This window comes from Amycolatopsis sp. CA-230715 (genome assembly GCF_018736145.1).
Lineage (GTDB): Bacteria > Actinomycetota > Actinomycetes > Mycobacteriales > Pseudonocardiaceae > Amycolatopsis.
In genome coordinates this window covers 7898530-7919966 of sequence record NZ_CP059997.1, presented here as the reverse complement: position 1 = coordinate 7919966, position 21437 = coordinate 7898530, and the positions used below count along the sequence as shown (strand labels likewise).

The window sequence follows — 21437 nt, the reverse complement described above, 5'->3', positions numbered from 1 at the left end:
CGCTTTTCTTTTCCTTGTCCCCGAAGGCGGCCCGGCTAGCAGGCGGCAGTACCGATCACTACGGACTCGGTGTGCCGGTCCGATCCGTCGGGGCGGTAGGTGGCGACGTCGATGCGCCAGCCCGCCGCGCGCCGGAGGTAACCCGGTTCGAGATCGGGCGTTTTGATCAGGTCCTCCGCTGCCAGCACGCGGCGCACGGTCAGGTCGCCGAGGTGCGGGCGCGCGGGATCGGCCTCGCCGTTCGGCGGCGGGAAGTCCAGTTTGGCCGCGGTGACCGTGCCCGTCCCCTCCGGAACGTCCACATCGGACAGTTGGCCGCCCTGCTGCCGGATGCGCAGCTTGCCGAGCTCGGTGGCCGACCCGCCCGCGGAGCCGGTGCAGTTCGCGGTGCTGTGCACGCCGTCGAACGCGACGTAGGTCCCCTTGCCCGGCACGTCGAGCCGGTAGTCGGTGCCGACCTCCGCGGTGACCTCGTCCGATCCCGACGCCGTGGTGGCGATGGCCCGGAACGCGCGGTGCGCCGGGTTCACCGCCAGCTTCCACGCCTTGGACGTGTCCTGGTGCGGGTACTGCACGGCGATCTCCGGCGCGTACGCGGGATCGTCCAGCCCGCTCGTCCCCGGCGGTCCCGGGGACGCGTAGTACGTGGCGTAGGCGGCGCCGGGCACGGGTGGTTCCGGGTCGGGAAGTGCGTACGCGTACCCGACGGCGAGCGCGGCTCCGGTCGGTTGAGCGGCCATAGCCGGTTGAGCGGCAACGACCAGCGTGCCGAGTACGGTCCCGGCGATCAGTGCACTCCGCATGCCTGCGCAACGTAGTGTCGCGACCGGTGACACTTGAAGGAGTGAGACGCAGCTCACCATCCGCGGAAAAGCCGGACCCCGAGTGTTGTCACTCCCGTGCGCCTTCACCCGGTGCGGGCAACCGGCCGTAGACTCCGGCCGACGGCATCGACGGGGAGGTACCGGAGTGACCACGGCAGCACTGAGCGATCTCGTCGACGCGCTGCTGGCAGGGCCCTCCCCCGCCCCGATCGTCACCGCGGGCGACCCGGTGCTCAGGCAGCAGGGGCAGCCCTACGACGGCCAGCTCACCGACGATCAGTTCACCCGCCTCATCGCGTTGATGCGCACCACGATGCGCGAAGCGCCGGGCGTCGGGCTCGCCGCGCCGCAGATCGGGGTGCCGCTGCGCGTCGCGGTCGTCGAGGATCCCGCAACGCTCCGGCCGGGCACTTCGGCCGAATCGCTCCGGATCCGCGGCCGGGTGCCGCAACCGTTCCGGGTGCTGGTGAACCCGCGCTACACCGCGTCGGATCCGGGTTCCGCATCCTTCTTCGAAGGGTGCTTGAGCGTGCCGGGCTGGCAGGCCGTGACCACGCGGCACGAACGCGTCCGCCTGCGCGGGCAGGACGAGCACGGGCGCGAACTCGACGAGGAGGTCAAGGGCTGGCCCGCCCGCATCGTCCAGCACGAAACCGATCACCTCGACGGCGTGCTCTACCTCGACCGCGCGGAAATCAGGTCGCTGTCCACCACCGCGCACGTGCTCGACCGCTGGGCGGACCCGACACCGGAGAACGCGGCGCGCGCACTCGGCTTCTCCCTGCCCGGCACCGTCCACTGAGGACTATGTGACTCCGCTCACAATATCGGCGGGAGAGAACCGCACCTCCGCACTCGGCGACTAGCCGGATGAGAGCCCCGCAGCAACGGGGACGGCCGGTGTCCTGTTCGGACACCCGAGGAGGGAGCACGCCATGAGCACGAACCGCAACCGCCGCACCGTCACGGCCCTTGCCGCCGCGGGCGCGGCCGCCGTCGCCGCCGGAGCGCTCGGGATCACCGTCGCTTCAGCGGATTCCGCCACCACAGCCGGGAGCACCCCAGTGGACCAGCAGAACGCGGCCGCCGCCAAGGCGGCCGGACACGAAACCCAAGGAACACAGCGGAACCAGCCGCCGAAGGGCGCTCGCGCGACCGTCGAGGTCACGCCGAACCCGACCGCCCAGCGCGGGCAGGAGGTGACCATCACCGGCAACTGCGGCGGTGGCACCGGGCTCAAGGCCGTCGTCGGCGGCCTGCTGGCGAACCCGTCGCTGGTCGACGTGCAGATCGTCGACCCTGGCCCCGACCACTACGTCGCCAAGGCCAAGCTCGCGCAGAACATCGGCAACGGCGTCGGCCCGGTCCTCGTCGACTGCGGCGGCGAGGCGGGCGTGGCCCTCCTGGTCACGCACGTCTGACCCGCTCGCGGCCGCGCCGGTTCACCCGAACCGGCGCGCCCGCCCGCGGAAACCCCGCGGGACCGGTGTCAAAAATGATCTAGGAATTCACCTTCGACACCGGTCGAAAAGTTTTTCCCCGCAGATTTTGGCATGATGTGGAAATGATCAGATAACGCTCGTCCGGTCTCCTCATCCGGTCGAGTCATCTTCGGGTATTCGAGCACCTCAACCCCGCGAACCCGGGACAGGTCCCGGCACGAACGCTTACAGTACGGCGTTTCCGGTCGGGGAGACCGGATCGCCGAAGGAGCGACGAGTGCTCGAAGATTTGCCGACCTTGGTCGGCCGTCTGATGGAGCAGCAGGCCGCGGCCGGGGCGCAGCGCACGGCCCCGATCCTGGTGCTCGAAGGGACAGGGGGTTCCGGTCGGACGACGGCGCTCGCGAAAACGTCCGAGAGATGGCGGAAAAGCACGCCCGCCGTACTGGTCCAGCCGTGGGAGGACCCGGGTCCCGCGGAAACCGCGGTACCCCGGGTGCTGGCCGCGATCATGCTCGGCCTGAGCCCTGGGATTCCCGGGTACCCCGTGAAGTTCCCGCGATCGGTGATCGCGCAGATCGCCCTCCACGAGAACTTCTCCGAGATGAATCCGAACCGCGCTCGCGAACACCTGCGAGCCGTTCTGAACGCGCATCGCAGCAAGGCCATCCTGCTGCGGTTCATCGCCGATCTGGTGGCGTCGGCGGGCAGGCTGGCGGCCAACGTCGCCGCACCCGCGATCAGCTCGGTCACCGACCGGGTCGCCGACGCCGTGGTGTCGCAGCTGCACCGGCGCAGATCGCTGACGCGGTTCACCTGGGGCAGCGCCTTGTCCTGGTTCGAACACCAGGACAAGGGGCTCGAGTTCGACGCCGAGTGGACCCTGATCAAACTCAGCAACTGGGCCCGCACTCCGGCCGACGGCACGCTCAAGGGCGTGAACGACCTGCTCGTCGCCGCGCTGCTGGCCGATCTGCGGCGCAGCCGTGCGCGGGTGAGCGGCACCCCGCCGAACGCGCTGGTGCTGCTCGACGACGGCGATCTGCCCGCCGCGATGGCCTTTCTGGGCTCGCTCGTCCAGGTGCGGGCCGCGCTCGCCGCCGCGCCCGAACTGCTGCCCAACCCGATGAACCTCGTGGTGAGCACGGCGGGCCCGCTGGCCGAAGCGCTCGCCCTGCTTGGCCCGGGAGTCCGCTGCGTTCCGGGGCACCGCATCGAATTGAGCCGTCCGTGGCTGCGGATCCCGGCGGCCGACCTGACCCGCCACGAAGTGCACCGCATGGCCGAACGGACCGGGTGGGCCGATGCCGGTCGGCGCGCGCTGATCACCCATCGGCTCACCCGCGGGCATCCCGAGACGACCACGACCGTACTGGCCAAGCTCGATCAGGAGGTCGAGCTGGCCGACGACCTCGACGGCCTGCTGCGCCGCCCCGGCGAAGGCGGCCCGCTGGAGCGGTCGCTGCTGCACCCGTTCGTCCGCGGGCTGAGCCCGCACCGGTACGTTGACGAGGACCTGCTCGAAGCGCTCATCACGCTTTCGGCCGCGCGTCACCAGCACGAGGCAGTGCGGCTCACCCCGCTCCTGCCCAGTCCCGTGCGGCTCGGCTCCGACCTCTTCACGTCACCGACGTTGTGGACCCCGCCGGGACCCGCCGACCAGCAGCGGTTGCACCCGCTCGTGCGGTACCTCGGCATCCGCGCGCTCGCGGCCCGCACCGATCCCGCGGACGACTGGCGGGCGGTGTTCCAGACGTTGCGCGCTCAGGTGGCACCCGATGACCGCGGTGGCCGCCTGCACCACGAACGATTGCTCACCGGCAAGGAAGCGGTCGCGGACGAGCTGGCCGGGCTGCTGCCCGACCTGCCCGCCGCCGAATGGCTGGACCTGCTCGACGAGGTCACCGCGACCTGCGATCCGCGCGAGCGGGATCTCGCCGCCGTCCGCGGCCCGCTGCGGCCGACCACCGCCGCCGAGCACGTCGTCGTCCTGCTCGGCGTGCTGCCCGCGCTCGAACACGAAGCCTGCCTCACCCAGGAACTGGCGACCGTGACCCTTCGGGCACTCGCCGAGGACAGCCTGCTGAGGCTGGCCGGAACCGCGCAGGACAGGACGCCGTTCATCCGGCGCGCGCAGCGCTACGACAAGTACACCTACCGATTCTGGTGACCGGGAAGGCCCGCTCGTGACTTCGCGCTACTACTTCGGGTTCGTCCCCAGGCCCGACCGCAGCCTGCCCCGCCCGTGGACCGACTGGCTGCGGCTCTTCCTCGTGGCGGCGCTGGTATTCGTCGCCTCCGGGGTCGCCGTGTTCAAAGAGGACCTCCACCGGCTGGTCACCTGCAACGACGGGTGGCCCGACACGGCGGCGTGGTCGGCGGGCGGCGAATGCGTCGGCCTGAGCGACGCGCCCTACGACTTCGAGCACGACGCCTTCGCCCCGGCACTGCACGTCATCGACGAGCAGAACCGCGCGGCCGCCGACCGATGCGCGCCCGACGGGACGCCGGTGGTCGTCGGGGTGCTCATGACCATGACCGACCGCGAGACCGGCGGCCGCGCGGTGCACGAACTCGAAGGAATAGCCGCGGGACAGCGGCGCGCCAACGGCACCGGCTGCCTGCACCCGATGCGGCTGGTGGTCGCGAACATCGGCGCGTACGGCGAGGACAACGACGGGCTCGAGGTGGCGCAGGCGCTCGCCGACCGGCCCGACGTCGTCGCGGTGGCGGGACTCGGACTGAGCAGGCAGCGCTCCGCCGAGATCGCGGACCTGCTGGCGGGCGCCAAGATCCCGATGGTGTCCGACCTGATCACCGCCGAGGGCTTCGACCAGACCGGCTCCGCCGCGGATCATCCCGCCTTCGACACCTGCTCGCCGGACATCACCTACTCCCGCGGTATCGGGAAGGACTACTTCTACCGCGTCGCGTACCGGAACTCGGTGCAGATCGACCGGCTCGCCAAGATCATCACCGCCCGGCCCGATTTCGTCATGGTGCCGAACGGGGGATCCGATCCCTACACCTGCACCTCGCTGCCGATGGTGCAACGCCGGTTCGGCGACGTGACGAAGGTGCGGTTCGACGCGGACGAGGCGAGCACGGTGCCGCAAACGGCGAAACGGCTGTGCAGCAGCGCCAAGGACGTCACGGTCATGTACATCGCGCGCGGGCGCGATCTCGCCCGGCTGTTGTTCAGCATCGACGAGGCGTTCTCGAGCGGGCAGTGCGCCGCGACGTCGGTGACCGTGGTCAGCACCTCCGACGGCGAACGGATCCGTGCGCAGGAGGACAACCCGGCGCTGGAAGACCTGCGCGGCAAGGCGTTGCGCGCGCCCAGTCTCGCCAACGGCCGGTTGCGCGCGCTGATGGCACTCGTGCCCGGTGCGGACCGGCAGCGCGCCGACAACCCCGGGTTCGCCGATCTCGTCGCCTCGTTCACCGAGGCCGGATTCGACGCGGCGCACCTCGACGACGGCTGGGGCGTCAACGCCTACGACTCGGTGACCACCATCTCCGAGGCACTGCGGACGCTGCCCGCGAACAGGCCGGTGCAGCGCAGCGAGGTCAACACCGCGATCAGCGGCTTCTCCTCGGTCGAGCAGGCGGTGCGCGGGGCAGGCGGGCCGATCACCTTCGACAACAGCGGCAACCGCGTCGACGACCACACTCCCGTGGTGCGGATCTGCCCGGTGTCCACGCGCGGTGACCAACCGTTGCGCGCACGGACCCTGCCCGCCGAGCCGGGCGCCATCCCGCCGTGCTGATCCGGACCCGCACTGTCCACATGCGACTCCAGGTCAGCCGGGATCGTCCGCGGGAGCGGGAAAGCGGAGAGCGATGCTCGTTCCACCGCCCTCCGGCGAGGTGACCTCGACGCGGGCGCCGTGCGCGGTGGCCACCTGGGCGACGATCGCCAGTCCCAGTCCCGATCCCGGCAGGGTTCGCGCCGCGGGGGCGCGGTAGAACCGGTCGAAGACCTTCGGTACGTCCTCGGGGGCGATACCGGGGCCATGGTCGGTCACGGTGAGGACTCGGTCGCGGAGGCGGATCGCCACGGTGCCGCCGTCGGGGCTGAACTTGGCGGCGTTGTCGAGGAGGTTGGTGACCGCGCGGGCGAGCCGGTCCGGGACGCCGTCGAGCATCGTCGGCTCCAGGTCGCCGGTGAACGCGACACCCGGCCAGTGCCGGTCGGCGCGGGCGCGGCAGCCCTCGACGATCTCGTCGAGCCGGACCTCTTCGGCGATGTCGCCGGGTTCGTCGCCCCGCGCGAGCTCGATCAGGTCGTTCACCACCTGGGTCAGCTCGGCGAACTGCGCGTGGACGCGATCGAGGACGCGCTGCTGGCGGTCCGGTTCGAGGGGACCGGCGAGGGTGAGCAGGTCGATGTCCGACCGCAGGGAGGTGATCGGGGTCCGCAGTTCGTGGGAGGCGTCGGCGACCAAGCGGCGCTGGGCGGTGACCGAGTCCTCCAACGCGGCGAGCATGGCGTTGAAGTTCCGCGAAAGCTGCGCCAGTTCGTCGTCGCCGCGCACCTCGATCCGGTGGCCGGGATCGCGGGTGGCGGTCACGCGCTTGGTTGCCGCGACGATGGCGGCCACCGGCCGGAGACCGGTGCGGGCGATGAGGTAGCCCAAGGCGCAGGCCAGCAGCACCCCACCGGCGCCTGCCGCGAGCAGGATCTCCTGGATACGGGCGAGGCTTTGCTCCACGCCGTCCGAACGCACGGCGACCTGCAGTGCCCGCCCGCCGGGCAGCGGTGTCGTCAGCAGGCGAAGCGGGTGCCCGGCGACCACGACGTCGGTCCGGAAGGCTTCGGCGGTACCGGCCGCGACCGAGCGGACTCGCGCGTCGACCGGCAGCCCCGGCACGTCCCCCGCGCCGGGACCCTGCTGGTCCGGTGCGATCACCTGGCTGCAGGCGGGAGTCGCGATCCACTCGCAGTCACCCGTGCCGGTCGCGTCCCACCGGCCCGCCTTGACGAGCAGCTGGATCCGGTTCGCCTCCCGCGCCAGCCCGAGGTCGAGTTGCCGTCGAAGCTCCCGGTCGAAGAAGAAGTACGCCGCGACGGCCATCGACGCGGCCACCAGTGCCACGCACACCGCCGACAGCACCGCGATGCGGGTTCTGAGCCGCCACGGACCGGTCACGGCAGCCTCAGCTGGTAGCCGATCCCGCGCACGGTGTGCACGAGCCGCGGTTCGCCGTCCGCTTCGAGCTTGCGGCGCAGGTACCTGACGTAGACCTCGACGGAGTTGCCAGCGGGGCCGAAGTCGTAGCCCCACACCCGGTCGGTGATCACGTCCCTGGTGAGGACCTGGCCCGCGTTGCGGGTCAGCAGCGCCAGCAGCGCGAACTCGGTTTCGGTGAACTGGATGACCCTGCTCCCGCGCCTGCCCTGGCGCGACGCTTCGTCCAGGGTCAGGTCCGCGAAGCCGAGGACGGCCGTTCCCGTGCCGCCCACGCGGCGCAGCAACGCCCGCACCCGCGCCAGCAGCTCGCCGAGGTCGTAGGGCTTCACCACGTAGTCGTCGGCGCCGGCGTCCAACCCGTCGATCCGGTCCCGCGACGCCGAGCGCGCGGTGAGCACGAGGATCGGCGTCCGGTCCCCCGCCGCGCGCACGGCACGGCACACCGCGAGCCCGTCGAGCCCCGGCATCACCACGTCGAGCACGATCAGATCCGGGCGGGCCTCGGCGATCGCCCGCAGTGCCGACTCCCCGTCCGGCGCGGTCCGCACCCGGTAGGACTGCAGTTCCAGCGCGTCGGCGAGCGCGGCGCGCACGGCGGGTTCGTCGTCGACGACCAGCACGGAAACTCGTTCGTTCATCTCCGACGACAGTAGCCGACCGCCGCCTTCCCTGCGCTTTAAGGAACCTCTCACGGTCAATGTCCACTGTGGTCTGATGCATTCGGCGGCGACCACCGCGCCGCCGTCGCCACGCTCGCCTAGCTTCATATTTCTCTCATCTTCGACCGCGAAGGTCTCCACCATGAAGGCAAGACTGAGAAAAGCGCTGGCACCGTTCGCCGCGCTGACCGTGTTCACGACCGGCAGCGCGTACGGCGCTGGCCAGGACCAGCAGGTCGTGACCGTCCCCATCGCGGGCGGACAGGCCACAGTGGATACTCGAACGCTCGGGGTGACCGGGCACACCGCCGATGGCCGTACCGTGACGTTGTCGGCTCCCGCCAAGGAACCGCTCGGCACGCCGGGCCGGGTCACGGCACGAGGCGGCGTCACGACCTGGACCTACCCCGACCGCGGGCTCGGCGTCGAGGTTTCCGCCGATCACGGACGGCTCGCCGTGAACCTGCGCAGCAGCGGCGACACCGCGCTGACCTGGCCGGTGACCGGAACCGACCGCGAGACGACCGCGATGCAGATCCCGCGCGGGGAAGGGGTGCACATCCCGGTCGCCGACCCGTTCTGGAACTCACCGGAGAGCGGGCTCACCGACACCGAGCTCAAGGACCTCACGATGCCGTTCTGGGGCACGAGCACGGCATCGGGCGGCGCGAGCTACCTCGTGCCGACGGATCTGGGCACGAGGCTGCGGTTCGTCTCCGCGGACAAGCGGCTGAGCGCGGAGGCGACGCACGAGTTCAAGCCCGCCAGGCGAACCGGCGCCTACACCGTGCTGCTGTCCCTGACCACCGGGGCGCCGACGGCGGCGGCGCAGGACTACCGCGGGCTGCTCGGCGAGCGCGGTCTTCTGTCCACTTTGGAGCAGAAGATCCGGGACAATCCCGACACCGGCAAGCTCACCGGTGCTTTCCACGCCTACCTGTGGGGAGACGGCCGGAGCGCGCGGGCGATCGGCAAGCTGCGGGAACTCGGGATATCCAAGATGTGGCTCGGCTACGACGCCGACGGCAAGCCCCTCGACCGCGACGCGACCAAGGCGGCGATCGACGCCGGGTACCTCGTCGGCCCCTACGACAGCTGGGACAACGCGCAACCGCCGGAGCAGGCCGACACCCCGGTGGCGAAGTGGCCCGCTCCGGTGTGGCCGGACGCCTGCGTGCACGACGAGCACGGGAAACCGGTCACCGGCTTCAAGGGCCGCGGGTGCTACGTCAGCTCCGAGGCGCTCGCCCGCGCCGAACCGGCTCAGCACTACCTCGAAAAGCGGGTGGACGCCATGACCGCCGCCGGGCCCAACAGTTACTTCCTCGATGTCGACGCCACCGGAGAGGTCTTCGACGACTACACCCCCGCACATCCCATGACCCAGGCCGAAGATCGCGAGAACCGGTTGCGCCGCATGGCCGCGCTCACCGAAAAGCGCAAGCTCGTCCTCGGTTCCGAAAGCGTTGGCAGCTGGGCGAACCAGGTCGTCAGCTACAGCCACGGTTCGAGCACACCGGTCGCGGACGGGCTGTGGGCGGCCGAACGGGACGCGAAGTCCTGGGGCGGCTATTGGCCAGCCGACCGGCCGGGGTTCTTCTTCACCCCGGCCGAGCTGCCCGCGAACGTGGCCAAGGCGATGTTCGACGCCGCCTACCGCGTGCCGCTCTACCAGACCGTGCTCCACGACTCGGTCGTCAGCACCGATCGGTGGGAACTGCCGCTGCACAAGCTGCCCCGGCAGGAAACCACCCGGATCCTGCTCGCGATGCTCTACAACACGCCGCTCAACTTCGCGCTCGACGGGAAGGCCATCGCCGAGCACGGGCCGAAGATCGCGCGGCTGCAGGAGTTCTTCGCCTTCCTCCAGCAGAACGCGGGCACCAAGGCGATGAGCGGGTTCCGGTGGCGCACCGACGACCACCTCGTCCAAGAAACGACCCTCGGCACACTCACGGTGACCGCGAACTTCGGCACCGGTCCGCACGACGGGCTGCCGGGCGGATGCGTGCGAGCGCGCACGCCGGACACTACGCGCCTGCTCTGCCCGAACGACTTCCGCTGACTCCCTGCCAAGGGATCCTGCGCGAGTCAGGATCCCTTGGCACTCAGCGTTTCCGGCGCCCGGCTTCGGCGGCTTCGATGCGGTCGAGCGCGGCCAGCGCCCAGTCGCGGATGGCGCCGACTATCCGCAGCGAGTAGTCCGCGGCGAGGTGCCCGTGGTCGAGCGGATCGCTCTCCCAGTCGTCTTCGCGGCCGCGGAGGAAACCGCGGATCCCGCTCACCTGCTCGTCGGCCGCGTCGGCGTAACCGCGCAAGAGCGCCTTCGCGTCCTCGCGGTCGAGGGAGGAGACCAGGAACAGGCGCAGGATGAACTCGTTGCGCGCCCCGGTTTCGGGCGTCCGCATCATCCAGTCCCGGAACTCGGCGCGGCCGTCCTCGGTGACCGCGTAAGTCTTCCGCCCGCGCGCGCCTTCGGACACCACTTCGACGCTGCCGTCCCCGGTCAGCCGCTTCAGCTCCGGGTAAATCTGGCTGTGCCGCGCCTGCCACGCGAACTGGCCGAGCGCCCCCTCGAACTCCTTCGTCAGGTCGTACCCGCTGGCCGGGTCCCTGACCAGCAGCCCGAGCAGTGCGTGGCGCAGCGACATGCGCGGCCTCCTCTTCCGTCGTGCACCAAACCTAACATGTTGAAGTTGACATGTTGTTTTAGACATGTCAGAGTAGTCATCAGTGAATCACTGGGGAGGGGAATCGGATGACTGTGGAGCACACTCGACGCGGGGCGATCCTCGGCATCGCACTGGATGTCCTGCCGCCGACGGTGGCGTACTTCGCCTTGCGCGCGTTGGGCGTCGGCACCGAACTGGCCTTGCTCGCCGCGACCGCGGTCGCGGGTCTGCGCCTGGTCCAGGTCGCCGTGCGAACGCGCAGGTTCGACGTCTTCGCGGCGTTCCTGATGGCGGTGTACGGGCTTTCGTTCCTCACCGCGCTGATGAGCGGCGACGAGCGGTTCCTGCTGCTGCGCGATTCCTTCACCACGGGCGGGCTGGCGGCGGGTTTCCTGCTCAGTTGCGCGGTGGGCAGGCCGCTGGTCTTCCTGGCGGCGCGGCGCGCGTCGGGGGAGGCACAGGCGTCCGAATGGGACAGCCGGTGGACCGCGGAGCCCGGCGTGCGCCGCACGTTCACCGTGTTGACGTTCACCTGGGGCTGGGGACTGCTCGCCGAAGCCGTCGCGCGGATCCCGTTCGTCTACCTGCTGCCCCCGGACGCGGTGATGGGCGTTTCGAGCGCGTTGCAGGCGATCGCCGTGCTGGCACTGGTGGCGTGGAGCGTCCGCTATGTCAAGCGGCGCAAGCAAAACGGCGCGACCACGGCGCCGGTCGGCTGAACCGAGTCACCGCGATTCCGGTGTTTCCGGGACGAGCAGCCGCCGGTGGAACGCCTCGGCCACCGCGGCGGCGCGGTCGCCGACACCGAGCTTGCCGTAGATGTTCAACAGGTGGCTCTTGACCGTGGCCTCGGTGACGAACAGGGCGGCGGCCACCTCGCGGTTGGTGTTCCCGGCCGCGACGAGCCGGAGCACTTCCAGTTCCCGGTTGCTGAGCAGCTGCGGGGCGGGCGTCCGGACGCGGTTCATCAGCCAGGCCGCCACCGACGGCGACAGCACCGTCTCGCCGTTGGCGGCGGCGCGCACGCCGCGCAGCAGGTCTTCCCTCGGCGAGTCCTTGAGCAGGTAGCCGGTCGCACCGGCTTCGATCGCGGGGAGCACGTGGGCGTCGGTGTCGTAGGTCGTCAGCACCAGCACGCGCGCGGAGACACCGCGCCTGGCCAGTTCGGTGATCGCGGTCAGCCCGTCCATCACCGGCATGCGCAGGTCCAGCAGGATCACCTCGGGCCTCAGCTCCTCGGCGAGCCGGACGGCCTCGGCGCCGTCCGCGGCTTCGCCGAGCACCTCGAATCCGGGCGCGGAGGCGAACATCGTGCTCAGCCCGTCCCTGACGACGGGGTGGTCGTCGGCGATCAGCAGCCGGATCGGCGTCGGAGTCATGCCGCGCTCCCGGCGGGTGCGCTCGGGACGCACGCCGAGATCCCGGTGCCCGCGCCCGGCTCGGACTCGATCCGCAGCACCCCGGAGAGGTCTTCGACCCGTTGCCGCATGATGCGGAGGCCGAACCCGCCGGGCTCCGCCGATCGGGGCACCGCCGGGTCGAAGCCCGCGCCGTCGTCGCGCACGTCCAATGCCACCTCACGATCCAAATAGGACAGTGTAACGCCGACCCTGGTCGCCCGCGCGTGCTTGGCCACGTTGGCCAGTGCCTCCTGCGCCGTGCGCAGCAGCGCGAACTCGGCCTCCGGCGCCATCGGCCGCGCCGTCCCGGTCGTGGTCACCTCGACGGCCAGCCCGTGCAGTTTCGACCACCGGTCGGCGAGATCGGCGACCGCTTCGCTCAGGTGCGCGGTTTCCAGCGGCTCCGGCCGCAGCGCGTCGACCGAGCGCCTCGCTTCGGACAGGCTCTCCCGTGCCAGCCTCTTCACCGATTCGAAGGGGCGCCGCCATTCCGCGGGAACCTCGCGGAGCTGTTCGGCCGCCTGCAACTGCGCGATGATCCCGGTGAGCCCCTGCGCCACGGTGTCGTGGATCTCGCGCGCCATCCGCTGGCGCTCGTCGATCCGGCCCGCCTCCCTCGCCTGGGCGAGCAGTTTGCCGTGCAGGCCCGCGTTTTCGGCGAGCGCCGCCTCCAGTAGCTGGTTCGTCCGGCTCACCTCGGCGAGGACCTGCTGGCGCCGCGCCTTCTCCTTCTCGTCGGCCCAGCTGAACCAGGCGACACCGCTCATGATCGCGACGTTGAGCGCGAGCACGGCCAGGTAGGTCGTCAGCCCGAACGCGGTCGACCTGGGCACGTCGTACGCCTGCGCGCTCCCGGACAGGACCGCGACGACGGCGACGCCGGGCAGCCGCCACGGCCACGGAAGCAGCGCGAAGGCGTAGCCGTACGCGCTGATCACCAGGAACCCGTACCAGGAATGCCGTGCGATCAGGACCGCGGTGAGCACCACCACCACGGTGAAGAACACCCCCATCACCCGCGGCCGCTCCCGCCACGCGGGGTGCAGGGTGAACATCCAAAGCGTCCACAGCGCCAGCGCGGCGCACAGCGCGAGATCGACGAGCAGGGCCCTGCCGTCCGACCGCTCCTGGAACACCGTGAACCCGACGAGCACGGCCAGGATCAGATAGGGCACCACGGTGATCCACAGGAGCGCTCCGCGCCCCCGTGCCGTGAGCCACTGCCAAAGCGTCTGTCCGCTCACCGTCTCCTCCCCGCGCCGAGTCTATTCCACCGGAACCTGAGATCAGTCGATGTCCGGCTCGCGGAGGGCCGCGGCGACGAGCCCGCGCACCTCCCGCTTCGGCACGTCGCCGTCCCCGGCGAGCAACCGGTCGAAGACCAGCCCGTCGATGCAGGCGAGCAGCGTCAGCGTTCGTCTCTCCACATCGGACACCCCGCGCGCGGTCAGGAACGCCCGCACGATCTCGCGCGCGGCGTTCTCGCGCGGCAGGAGGATCTCGCGCAGCTCGGCATGGTGCGCGCTTTCGACCACGCAGGCGTAGCGCGCAAGCGAGCGCCGCCTGCCCTCGCCTTCGAGCCGCATCCTGATGAACGCGCTGATCCCGTCGGTCAGTTCGGCGGCGTCGCGCGGCACCGGCGCCCGCTCGCCCGCGGCCTGCAGCTCGGCCTGGTCGAGTTCGACCAGCCTGTGCACGAGCGCGGTCAGCAGCGCCTTGCGCGTGCGGAAGTACGCCGAGGTGGTCCCGGTCGCCAGCCCGGCGGCGCCGTCGACGGCCCGGTGCGTCAACCCGCGCATCCCGGTGTCGGCGAGCAGCCCGATGGCGGCGTCGGCGAGGACGGTGCGGCGGAGGTTCGTCACACCCCCTTTCTACACCTGTAGAAGCCGGAGTAGGTTCCGGACCGGGCGGAGAAGGTGATCTGGAGGGTGATCCGATGGGCAGCACGGCGGTAGTGGTCGGCGGGGGCATCGGCGGGCTGGCCGCCGCGATCGGCCTCCGCGCGATCGGCTGGGAGGTGACGGTGGTCGAGCGCGCCGAGGTGCTCGACGACGCCGGTGCGGGGATTTCCCTTGCCGCGAACGGCATCAGGGCGCTGGACGAACTCGGCGTCGGCACCGCGGTCCGCGAGGCCGCGCGGTACCAGTACACCGGCGGCACGCGAGTCCCGGCAGGCCGCTGGCTCGCCAGGATGGACGGCGCGCTGCTGGAACGCGAACTCGGCACCCCGATCGCCGGGATCCCCCGCGCGGCGCTGCACAGCGCGTTGCGGGCCGCACTGCCCGAGTCGGCACTGCGGGTCGGCTCCGAGGCCGAGCCGGTGTCCACAGTGGACCCCGGAAGGGCGGGGATCCGGCTGGCGGACGAGATCGTGGACGCCGATCTGCTCGTCGCCGCGGACGGGGTGCGCAGCCGGTGGCGCGCGCTGCTGTTCCCCGGCCACCCCGGGCCGGTCTACAGCGGGTCGACCGTGCTGCGCGCGATCACCGCGGAACCGGCCGACCCCGGCACCGATTTCGAACTGACTTGGGGCCCCGGCGCCGAATTCGGCCACATCGCGTTCCGCGACGGCCGCGCGGAATGGCACGCCGTCCTCGACGCCCCCGCCGGTGTCCGCCACGCCGATCCGCTGGCCGCGGTGCGCGCGCGCTTCGGCGGCTGGCACGACCCGATCCCCGCCCTGCTGGACGCGACCAGGCCGGCGGACGTGCTGCACCACGACGTCCACGAGCTCCGCACCCCGTTGCCGCGCTTCACCTCGGGCAGGGTCGCGCTGCTCGGGGACGCAGCGCACGCGATGACCCCGAACATCGGGCAGGGCGCGTGCCAGGCGCTGGAGGACGCGGTCACCCTCGCCGCCGCGCTGTCCGCCTGCCCGACGGTCGAAGCGGGGCTGGCTCGCTACGACGCCGAACGCAGGCCGCGTTCGCAGGCGGTCGCCCGCGCCGCGCGGCAGGCGGGACGGCTCGGGCACGGGCTCCGCAATCCGGTCGCCATCGCGCTGCGGAACACCGCGTTCCGGCTCACCCCCGCCCGCGCCGCTGTCAGTGTCGTCCTGCGGCACGCGAGGTGGACTCCGCCCCGGCTCGGCTGAGCACGGCGTTTCACCCCAGCGGAAATCGATATCCCATCGAAGCGGCGGCGAAACATCCATTTTCACATTACCCGGACGGGTGACAAAGGGCAGGGACTTCCGACTCTGCCGGTGTTGGACTAATCGGCGGAACAATGGGGACAGTGATGTCTCGGCCCTCCGCTCAACGGCAGCGGAAAGTGCTTCATGCCTTGACAGCGCAGTGGTACGGCGCGGGCTCGGCCGCGCCGGAGTACGCCCCGCTGCTCCTCGGCGGAGAAGGGAATCGATGTCATGACCCGACCGGAGCCATACCTCGGCAGGGATGTCCGATTGACCGGGAAACCGCTTTTCGTCCGCGCCTTCGACGATTCCAGCGCGCCGCGGCGGACCAGATCCCAGCAGGTGCGGCTGGCCTGCGCCGTCACCCGCGTGCTGTGCGGGCTGTTCGCCGTCGTCCTGCTCGCGCAGATCGTGCTGGTGACCACCGGCGCGAACCCCGCCAACGACATCGCGGTCTTCGTGCGCGTCTGGGCGAGCAGCGTGTCACTGGGCTTCGAAGACCTGTTCACCCCCGCGAACGCCGCCTGGCGGGTGTTCCTCAACTACACCCCCGCCGCGTTCACCTGGGTGGTGCTGGCCCCGCTGCTCACCATGCTGATCCGCCGGTTCGGGTTCCCCCGCGGCACCGGCGACCGCTCCTGACCGCCTGATCTCCGAGGTCGCCCGCCCGCGGTCGAAGGACTTCCTACCCTGTCCCCGCGGGCGGTGGCGGTGAGAACGTCATCGGTGGAACGGAGAAGACATGAACGCAGAAAACGGGCGCTGGATGCTCTCGATCGCGTTCGAGCACGGGGCCTACCGCACCCGTGCCCGCGCGATCCTCACCACCGGTGATGCCACCGGGTTCACCGGGATCGGGCTCGCCAGCCGCGGCTCGGCCGAGTACGAAACCCCGCACGTCGCCGACTACCTCGCCGTCGCGAGGGCGCTGTCCGATCTCACCGCGGAACTGCTGGAAGCCGTCGCCGCGGACATCGACGCGACCACCGCCGGTCTCCTCGCGCTGTCCGTCTCCGGCACGAGACCTCACTTGACGGGCGCGGACCACGTCAACTGAGTCCCGTCGTCGTCCGCACCGCGCACCGAAAACTCCCCTCCCGCGCGCGCGGCCCTGTCACACAGGTTCCGCAGTCCACTGTGGACGACGTCGGCCGGGATACCGCTTCCGTCGTCGCGAACGGACACCTGGACCAGATCGCCGGTCACCGCGACCGACACCGCGACGCCCGCCGCCCCGGAGTGGCGGACGGCGTTGCTCACCGCTTCCCTGACCACGGCCTCGACGTGTTCGGCCAGCTGGGACGGCAGGGTGTCCAGCGGCCCCGCCATGCTGACCGACGCCCGGATCCCGGTGTCGTCGGTCAGGTCCGCGACCGCGTTGTGCAGCCGGTTGCGCAACCGGACCCCCGCCTCGCCAGCGGGCCCGCCGTGCAGGTCGAAGATCGCGGTGCGGATCTCGAGCACGATCTCGTTCATCTGGTCGACGCTCTCGCTCAGGCGCTTGCGCAGCTCCGGCGACTTCGTCCGCCGGTGGGTGCTCTGCATGTTCAGCCCGACCGCGAACAACCGCTGGATGACGTGGTCGTGCAGATCGCGCGCGATCCGGTCGCGATCGGCGAGCACGTCGAGCTCGCGCGCGGTGCGTTGCTGCGCCGCGAGCTGCAACGCCAGCGCCGCCTGGTCGGCGAACGAGGCGACGACCTTCAGCCGCGCGTCGTCGAACGGCGCCGCACCGCCGTCGCGCATGGTCATCAGCACACCGGCGGTCCGATCCCCCGCCCGCAACGGCACCACGAGCGTCGGCCCGAACCGGAACTCCCCGGCCGGATCGAGGCGCAGCACCAGTTCCGGGACGTTGCGCGGCGTGCGATCGCGGTAGACCGAGCCCGGCGCCGAAGACGCGATGTCGATATGGGTACCGGTCAGCTCGTGCGCGTTCGCGCCCACGCACATCGTCACCGTCAGCTCCGCGACGTCCTCCTCCCACTCGTCGTCGAGGTCGAGGCCGCCGGAGGTCGGCAGTGCCAGCATCGTGGTGTCGGATCCGGTCAGGTCGAGCGCACGGCTGGCGATGAGGTTCAGCGCGTCCGCCGGATCGCTGCCCGCCAGCAGTTCGGTGGTGATCTCGCTGGTGGCGCCCATCCATTGCTGCCGAAGGCGCGCCTGCTCGTACAGGTGCGCGTTCTCGATCGCGATCCCCGCCGCCGCGGCGAGTGCCCGCACCACGACTTCGTCGTCGTCGGTGAAACTCTCCCCGCCTTTCTTTTCGGTCAGATAAAGGTTTCCGAAAACGTCGTCGCGCACCCGGATCGGCACGCCGAGGAATGAATGCATCGGCGGGTGGTTCGCCGGGAAACCCACCGACGCGGGATGCTGGGCGATTTCGTCCAGCCGCAGCGGTTTCGCGTCCTCGATGACCAGGCCGAGCAAACCGTGGCCCTCCGGGAGGTGCCCGATCGCCTGCCGCGTCTCGTTGTCGATACCGAGATAGATGAACTCCGCCAGCGTCCGGTCGTCGGCGATCACGCCCAGCGCCCCGTACCGCGCGTCGCCGAGATCGACCGCGGCCTGCACGATCCGGCGCAGCGTGTCGTCCAGCTCCAGCCCCGAAGCCACCGCGAGCACGGCGTCGAGCAGGCCGTCCATCATGTCCCGCGTCCCGATCAGCAGCTCGATCCTGGACTGCAGGTCCTGCAGCACCTCGCGCACCCGGAGCTGCGACAGCGTTCCGGTCACCCGTGGCGTTCCTCGGTTCCCGTCGTACTTTTCTGCCCCGCGCATCTGCGTCAACTCTCACCTTTGTCAGCACCACCCCGGTGAACGAAACACCTGGAATTGGTGACCTTCGTCCCTGTCTCCCGCGCCCGGGTGGCAGACAGGCTGGAGTAAACGTGCCACTGGCATTTCAGTGTGCCGCGCATGCTCATCAGGGGGAACCCATGACCGACACCATCACCCCGGTTGGCCGCCTCACCGCCGAAACCGTGACCTCGGTACTGCACGCCGCCGTGCTCGCACCGTCGAGGCACAACACGCAGCCGTGGCGGTTCCGCTGCACCCCGGACGGTATCGACGTGCTCGCCGATCCAGGGCGGAGCCTGCCCGCGACCGATCCCGGTCAGCGCGAGCTGCTGATGTCGTGCGGCGCGGCGCTGCTCAACCTGCGCGTCGCGATCCACGCGCGCGGCATCGACCCGGCGACCACCCTCTGCCCGCGCCGCGACGAGCCCGATCTGCTGGCGACCGTCCGCCCGTTCGCCAAGCGGTCCATCGACACCAGGATCGCGCTGCTGGCCGGTGCGGTCGCCACCCGGCGGACGAACCTCGGTCCGTTCTCGCCCCGCCCGGTCCCGGCGACCGCGCTCAACGCGATGCGCTTCGCCGCGGAAAGCGAGCGCGCCTGGATGCCGCGGCTCGACTCCGCACAACTGTTCCGCCTCCGCGAACTCGTCCTCGCGGCCGATCGCGCCCAGCGCGGGAACGCGGCCGTGCAGCGCGAACGAAACACCTGGACGGGCGGTGCCCCCGTGGTGGCGCACGCCCGCGGCGGCGACGAGTGGGTCCTCCACGAATGCGGGGCCTCGGATCCGCTCGGCACCCCGGCGGTGGTGGTGATCGGCTCCGTCGAAGACGGCCACGCCGATCGCATCCGGGTCGGGCAGGCGATGCAGAAGGTTCTGCTCACCGCAACGGCCGCCGGGCTGAGCGCGTCGTTCGTCGCGCCACCGGTCGAAGTGCCCTCGGCGCGGGCCGAACTGCGCCAGGTCCTCGGTGGCGGCATCTGGCCGCAGATCGTGCTGCGGGTGGGGTACGGCGGCCCCGTGCCCTCGACGCCGCGCCGCCCGCTGCACGACGTCATCGTCGGTGAGCGGGTGCGGGCGGGCTAACGGCCTTCGTCGAAAGTGCGGTCGGCGCGGAGTTCGGTGGCTAGCACGGCGGCCTGGGTCCTGCGCTCCATGCCCAGCTTGGTCAGCAACCGGGACACGTAGTTCTTCACCGTCTTTTCGGCGAGGTACATGCGATCGGCGATCTGCCGGTTCGTCAGCCCCTCCCCGATCAGGTCGAGCAGCGTGCGCTCCTGCTCCGAGAGCTTCGCGACCGGCCCCCGTTTCTGCTGCCCGGCGCGCAGCCGGTCCATCAGCATCGCGGCCGCGCGCGGGTCCAGCAGCGACCGGCCCGCCCCGACCTCGCGCACCGCGGACACCAGGTCCATCCCGCGGATGTCCTTGATGACGAACCCGCGCGCCCCGGCCAGTATGGCGTCGAGCATGGCCTGTTCGTCGGTGTAGGAGGTCAGCATCAGGCAGTACAGCTCCGGCATCTTCGACCGCAGCTCGCGGGCCAGCTCGATCCCGTTGCCGTCGGGAAGGCGCACGTCCAGCACGACGACGTCGGGCCGCAGCGCGGGAATCCGCGCGAGTGCCTGCGACACGCTGCCCGCCTGCCCGACGACGGTCAGCCCGTCGTCCTCGTCGAGCAGTTCGGCGACGCCGCGGCGGACCACTTCGTGATCATCGACCAAGAAAACCCGAGTCATCCGATCCTCCCGGAGCGGGCACGCGCCAGGCGGCGCGGTCCTGCACTCCGAGCGTACGACCCGTGGCAGGGGAACGCGATGGTCAAGACCCGCGCCGTTCGCCGCGCGGCGGGACCACGCGCCCATTTCGTCCACAGTGGATAGACGAGGGCGTGCCGTCCAGCCAGCGCCACGCCAGATCCGCCGCGCACCGGGCCGCGGTGTCCCCTTCGAGGTGCCGGAGCAGCGAGAAGGTCGAGGCGGGGAAGCCCTTTTCCCCTGCCAGCCGCGCGAGATCGTCGAGGTGCCGCGTCGCGAGGACGGCGGCGCGGTGCTCCTCGAGCGAGCGCCGCCAGGTCCGCACCTCGCGCTGCAGCGGGCGGTCCTGGCCGGTCACCTCCAGCAGGCAGCCGAACCGCCGCACGGCGTTGAGCGCGCGGTGCGCGGCGGTGGTGCGGGCGCCGCTCTCTTCGGCGTCGACGAGTGCGGCGATCCGGCGGCCGACCTGATCCGCCGCGCCTGCGACGAATTCGGGGAGCACCCGCCCGGCAGGCATCCTCGCGATATCGGGCCGGTCGCGCTCGGGCTCCTCGGCCAACTCAGGCACGAACCGGTCGAGCGCGTCCAGCAGGCCGAGGTACCGCGCCGAGTCCAGCGCGTCGACGACAACGGCGCGGTTCTCCCAAGCGCGGGCGGCGAAGTAGTCGTCGAGCCGCGCCACCGCGTCGCCGGATCGGACACCGTCCGGCGCCGCGCCGAGATCGGCGCGCAGCCGGGGCCACTGCACTTCGTCGTCGCACGCGGGCGCGAACGTCGAGGCGAACCAGCCGAGTTCGGCTCGCAGCTCCCTCGTGGCCTTCTTCCCGCCGATCAGCGGCGCGCAGTGGTCGAGCACGAGCCGGATCCGGCGGACCGTTTCCCGCATTCGCGCCGCTGAGCCGGATTCCTCACGGCGGACAGCGCAGTCGAGGAACGGCAACGCGGTGACCTGCGCCCGCAAGTACCGCAGGACCAGGTCCCGCCCGGTGAGCGCGCGGTACGACCGGTGCCGCCGGGGACCGAGCACCCGCGCCACCGTCGCGATCCTCGACGCGCGCCCTGCCGCGCACCGCTGCCCGGCGAGCCTCGCGAAGACGCGGCCACCCATGCCCTGGTCGACGTGGCGCTCCGTCCACGCCGCGCTCGTCCGGTCGAGTACCGAGGACGCGGTGACGGCGTCGATCACGACGGCGCCGAGGATCTCGCCGTCGTCGTTCAGCGCGAGGTCCCGCGTCCGGTGCACCTTGATCGCCGCCACCGGTTCCAGTTCCTCGCCGCCGGTGAAGGCGGTCACCAGCCACCGCAGTTCCGGTGGCACCGCCGGTGAGCCCGCCGACGGCGTCACCGCCACCGATTCGGCCCCGAGGTCCAGGTGCCAGCCCGGTGCGTCCCCGCCGACCGTGCGGCACGCGGTGACACCTCGCTCGTACAAGCGGAGGCCCGCCGTGTCGTAGTAGGTCTCGGTGATCTCGACCGGTTCGGTCTCCCACACCCGTGACACGTCGGGCAGTGCCAGCAACGGCACCGTGTTCATGGCTTCCTCACTTCCGCCCC

The 21437-nt window shown here is 71.1% G+C and carries 20 protein-coding genes; 10 read left to right on the top strand and 10 right to left on the bottom strand.

The genetic code is table 11. From position 1 onward, the window contains the following. Positions 1 to 35: 35 nt before the first annotated feature. Positions 36 to 803: a hypothetical protein gene (locus HUW46_RS37495; protein ID WP_215543444.1), complete on the bottom strand. Its 768-nt coding sequence runs from the start codon at positions 801 to 803 to the stop codon at positions 36 to 38. A gap of 166 nt (positions 804 to 969) precedes the next feature. Here HUW46_RS37495 and HUW46_RS37490 point away from each other — a divergent pair, with 166 nt between their 5' ends. The 4 genes from HUW46_RS37490 (at position 970) to HUW46_RS37475 (ending at position 6036) form a co-directional block, all read left to right on the top strand. Continuing rightward, on the top strand, positions 970 to 1626 hold the full coding sequence (locus tag HUW46_RS37490; protein ID WP_254125281.1) for a peptide deformylase: 657 nt from the start codon (positions 970 to 972) through the stop codon (positions 1624 to 1626). Between the two features lie 133 nt (positions 1627 to 1759). Next, a complete protein-coding gene (locus tag HUW46_RS37485; protein WP_215543443.1) occupies positions 1760 to 2245 on the top strand; it encodes a hypothetical protein in 486 nt (161 codons plus the stop codon). Positions 2246 to 2543: 298 nt separating this feature from the next. Further along, the gene (locus HUW46_RS37480; protein ID WP_215543442.1) at positions 2544 to 4436 is read left to right on the top strand and encodes a hypothetical protein; all 1893 of its coding nucleotides are present in this window, start codon (positions 2544 to 2546) and stop codon (positions 4434 to 4436) included. 16 nt (positions 4437 to 4452) lie between these two features. Then, positions 4453 to 6036: an ABC transporter substrate-binding protein gene (locus HUW46_RS37475; protein ID WP_215543441.1), complete on the top strand. Its 1584-nt coding sequence runs from the start codon at positions 4453 to 4455 to the stop codon at positions 6034 to 6036. A 33-nt stretch (positions 6037 to 6069) separates the two neighbouring features. On the opposite strand, the gene HUW46_RS37470 is transcribed toward HUW46_RS37475, so the two are convergent. Beyond that, entirely contained in the window at positions 6070 to 7419 is a 1350-nt protein-coding gene (locus HUW46_RS37470) for an ATP-binding protein (protein ID WP_254125279.1), read from the bottom strand. Further along, entirely contained in the window at positions 7416 to 8099 is a 684-nt protein-coding gene (locus tag HUW46_RS37465) for a response regulator transcription factor (protein WP_215543440.1), read from the bottom strand. Before HUW46_RS37465 ends, HUW46_RS37470 begins: the two co-directional genes overlap by 4 nt. A gap of 163 nt (positions 8100 to 8262) precedes the next feature. On the opposite strand from HUW46_RS37465, the gene HUW46_RS37460 reads away from it, so the two are divergent. After that, the gene (locus HUW46_RS37460; RefSeq protein WP_215543439.1) at positions 8263 to 10185 is read left to right on the top strand and encodes a glycoside hydrolase; all 1923 of its coding nucleotides are present in this window, start codon (positions 8263 to 8265) and stop codon (positions 10183 to 10185) included. Between the two features lie 43 nt (positions 10186 to 10228). On the opposite strand, the gene HUW46_RS37455 is transcribed toward HUW46_RS37460, so the two are convergent. Further along, entirely contained in the window at positions 10229 to 10771 is a 543-nt protein-coding gene (locus HUW46_RS37455; protein ID WP_215543438.1) for a PadR family transcriptional regulator, read from the bottom strand. 107 nt (positions 10772 to 10878) lie between these two features. Here HUW46_RS37455 and HUW46_RS37450 point away from each other — a divergent pair, with 107 nt between their 5' ends. After that, complete coding sequence (locus HUW46_RS37450) at positions 10879 to 11511, top strand: VC0807 family protein (protein WP_215543437.1); 633 nt, start codon at positions 10879 to 10881, stop codon at positions 11509 to 11511. Positions 11512 to 11517: 6 nt separating this feature from the next. Here HUW46_RS37450 and HUW46_RS37445 read toward each other — a convergent pair whose 3' ends face one another. From HUW46_RS37445 to HUW46_RS37435, 3 genes are read right to left on the bottom strand one after another with little or no spacing between them, the layout of a single operon-like run. Further along, positions 11518 to 12171, bottom strand: coding sequence for a response regulator (locus tag HUW46_RS37445; protein ID WP_215543436.1), 654 nt, complete (start codon positions 12169 to 12171; stop codon positions 11518 to 11520). Then, entirely contained in the window at positions 12168 to 13436 is a 1269-nt protein-coding gene (locus HUW46_RS37440; RefSeq protein ID WP_254125277.1) for a sensor histidine kinase, read from the bottom strand. The genes HUW46_RS37445 and HUW46_RS37440 overlap by 4 nt, the downstream gene beginning before the upstream one ends. A gap of 42 nt (positions 13437 to 13478) precedes the next feature. Continuing rightward, positions 13479 to 14054: a TetR/AcrR family transcriptional regulator gene (locus HUW46_RS37435; protein ID WP_215543435.1), complete on the bottom strand. Its 576-nt coding sequence runs from the start codon at positions 14052 to 14054 to the stop codon at positions 13479 to 13481. A gap of 74 nt (positions 14055 to 14128) precedes the next feature. On the opposite strand from HUW46_RS37435, the gene HUW46_RS37430 reads away from it, so the two are divergent. The 3 genes from HUW46_RS37430 (at position 14129) to HUW46_RS37420 (ending at position 16385) form a co-directional block, all read left to right on the top strand. Next, complete coding sequence (locus HUW46_RS37430; protein WP_215543434.1) at positions 14129 to 15286, top strand: FAD-dependent monooxygenase; 1158 nt, start codon at positions 14129 to 14131, stop codon at positions 15284 to 15286. 273 nt (positions 15287 to 15559) lie between these two features. Further along, positions 15560 to 15970 carry a hypothetical protein gene (locus HUW46_RS37425; RefSeq protein WP_215543433.1) on the top strand — a complete coding sequence of 137 codons (411 nt, stop codon included), beginning with the start codon at positions 15560 to 15562 and terminating at the stop codon, positions 15968 to 15970. Between the two features lie 100 nt (positions 15971 to 16070). Continuing rightward, positions 16071 to 16385 (top strand): dsRBD fold-containing protein, encoded by a 315-nt coding sequence (locus HUW46_RS37420; RefSeq protein WP_254125275.1) that lies wholly within the window; start codon positions 16071 to 16073, stop codon positions 16383 to 16385. Here HUW46_RS37420 and HUW46_RS37415 read toward each other — a convergent pair. Then, entirely contained in the window at positions 16355 to 18109 is a 1755-nt protein-coding gene (locus HUW46_RS37415) for a sensor histidine kinase (protein ID WP_215543432.1), read from the bottom strand. The two genes, HUW46_RS37420 and HUW46_RS37415, sit on opposite strands and share 31 nt — an antisense overlap. Before the next feature lie 158 nt (positions 18110 to 18267). On the opposite strand from HUW46_RS37415, the gene HUW46_RS37410 reads away from it, so the two are divergent. Then, positions 18268 to 19215, top strand: a complete 948-nt coding sequence (locus HUW46_RS37410; protein WP_215543431.1) for a nitroreductase family protein — start codon at positions 18268 to 18270, stop codon at positions 19213 to 19215. Here HUW46_RS37410 and HUW46_RS37405 read toward each other — a convergent pair. Together HUW46_RS37405 and HUW46_RS37400 are read right to left on the bottom strand one after the other, a co-directional pair. Beyond that, on the bottom strand, positions 19212 to 19865 hold the full coding sequence (locus HUW46_RS37405; RefSeq protein ID WP_215543430.1) for a response regulator: 654 nt from the start codon (positions 19863 to 19865) through the stop codon (positions 19212 to 19214). The two genes, HUW46_RS37410 and HUW46_RS37405, sit on opposite strands and share 4 nt — an antisense overlap. 82 nt (positions 19866 to 19947) lie before the next feature. Then, positions 19948 to 21417 carry a CYTH and CHAD domain-containing protein gene (locus HUW46_RS37400; RefSeq protein WP_215543429.1) on the bottom strand — a complete coding sequence of 490 codons (1470 nt, stop codon included), beginning with the start codon at positions 21415 to 21417 and terminating at the stop codon, positions 19948 to 19950. Between the last annotated feature and the right edge of the window lie 20 nt (positions 21418 to 21437).